2 protein-coding genes are annotated in these 2,084 nt (G+C 75.0%); one reads left to right on the plus strand and one right to left on the minus strand.

Going from position 1 to position 2,084, the window contains the following annotated elements; genetic code table 11:
- A partial coding sequence (locus KBX39_RS29735) for a glutamate mutase L (protein WP_210873706.1) occupies positions 1-841 on the plus strand: 841 nt, incomplete at its 5' end.
- A 420-nt stretch (positions 842-1,261) separates the two neighbouring features.
- On the opposite strand, the gene KBX39_RS29740 is transcribed toward KBX39_RS29735, so the two are convergent.
- Positions 1,262-2,044 (minus strand): ABC transporter permease, encoded by a 783-nt coding sequence (locus tag KBX39_RS29740; RefSeq protein WP_210873708.1) that lies wholly within the window; start codon positions 2,042-2,044, stop codon positions 1,262-1,264.
- Positions 2,045-2,084 lie beyond the last annotated feature (40 nt).

Genomic DNA, 2,084 nt, shown 5'->3' on the forward strand with positions numbered 1-2,084 from the left:
GCATGCGGTGCTGGCCGGCGCGGGGGTGCCGGTGACGGTGGCGGACAACGTGCTGCCCCGGATCGGGGTGCTGGAGCCGTCGTCGGCGCGGGCGGCGATCCGGGAGGTGTTCCTGCGGCACGTCATCGGCGGCAAGAAGCTGTCCCGGGGTACGCGGTTCGCGCGGCTGGTCCGCGCCGCCACCCCCGACGCGGTGCTGACCGGCGTGGAGGTCCTCGCCGGGACGCTCGGCGGTGACCTCGCGGTGGTGGACGTGGGTGGCGCGACCACCGACGTGTACTCGGTGCTCACCCCCGACGAGCGGGACAGCGGCCCGAGTCAGGAGGTCGCCGGGACGCTGTGGCGGGCCCGTACCGTCGAGGGTGACCTGGGCATGCGGTGGAGCGCGCCGGGTGTGGTGCGTGCCGCGGTCGAGGAGCGGCTGCTCGACGCGGCCGAGGAGGCGGATCTGGCGGCCGCGGCGGCGGTGCGGGCCGCCGACCCGGGGTTCCTGCCCGCCGGTGACGCCGACCGGGCCGTGGACCGGCGCATCGCGGCCCTCGCGGCGACGGTGGCGCTGCGGCGGCACGCGCGTGGGGCGGCGACGGGGGAGCGGGCCGGGCGGGACCTGCGGGAGGTGAAGCTGCTCGTCGGCTCCGGCGGGGTGCTACGGCACGCCGACCCGGGTGACGCGGCGGCGGTGCTCGACGCGGTGCTCACCGACCACGCCGGCGGGTGGGCGTTGCCGCGGGCGGCCCGCCCGGTCGTCGACGTGGACTACGTGCTGGCCGCCGCCGGGTTGCTCGCCGACGATCATCCGGGTGCGGCGGCGGCGATGCTGCGGCACCACCTCGGCGCCTGAAGCAGGCTCAGGAATCGAGACGCGCCGACGCGACACGCCGTGTCGCAACACACGACAGGCCCGGGTGGGTTGACAGCGGCGGGGGTCTACGCCGTACCGTCTTTGAGTCCTACCACGGGAAGCGGCTGTTGTTCGCTTCGTCCCTTCGTCCGCTGGCCGAGCGACCGGAAGGTTGCGGCGGCCAGGTCCAGCGGGCGGGGGTCGGCGGGGCGGCGCGAACCGGCCGCGGTTACCGGTGTACGGGCAAGGTGAAAGGCACGGCCAGTAGACAACGGCCAGGCGGGGGCAGCCAGTCCACGTCGGGTCGGTCCGAAGGTCGGCGCTGATCGTCTTCGCCCCACCGGCCGGGAAGGGCCTGGGAGCATCGGGGCGCGGCTTCGGCCGCGCCCCGATTTCATCCCCCCGATACCCCGGCCCTTGTCAGCGGCCGAGCCGCCGGTAGCGGCGCACCGCCGCCGGCGCGGCCACCGCGATCAGCGCCAGCGGCCAGGCGACCGCCAGTTCCAGCGCGTGCCGGGCCGGCCACGAGTCGCCGCTCAGGCCCGGGTTGCCGAACAGGTCCCGGGCCGCCGCCACCGTCGCCGACAGCGGATTCCTCGCGGCGAACGCGCCCAGCCAGACCGGCCTCAGCTCCGGAGCCCCGAACCCGTTGGACAGGGCGGTCAGCGGGAACGCCAGCGGGAACACCACCACCGCGACCGTGTCCGGGTTCGGCACGAGCAGCCCGAACAGGATGCCCACCCAGGTCATCGCGACGCGCAGCAGCAGGATCAGCGCCACCGCCGTCAGGGCCGGGCCGACTCCGTCGCGCCACTGCCAGCCCACCAGCAGCCCGCACACCACCAGCGTGGTCATCTCCAGGCACGCGCGTACCAGGTCGGCGCCGGCGCGGCCGGACAGCAGCGCCGAACGGGCCATCGGCAGTGACCGGAACCGGTCCACCACGCCCCGGCCGGCGTCCGCCGCGATCGCCGACGCGGTCGCGCCGAGCCCGTAGAGCATCGTCATCACGAACACGCCGGGCAGCAGGAACTCCCGGTAGTTGCCGCCGCCCGGCACGGACATGCCGCTGCCGAACACGTAGCCGAACACCAGCACGAACATGATCGGCAGGCTGAAGTAGATGATGATCTCCTCCGGGGCGCGGACCACGTGCCGCATGTTCCGGCCCGCCATCAGCCACCCGTCGGTCAGCGCCCTCACGACGCCACCTCCATCCGCTGCGCGTCGAACCGGCCGCCGG

It is taken from the genome of Micromonospora sp. D75 (genome assembly GCF_018070405.1).
In the GTDB taxonomy this organism is placed as follows: domain Bacteria; phylum Actinomycetota; class Actinomycetes; order Mycobacteriales; family Micromonosporaceae; genus Micromonospora; species Micromonospora chalcea.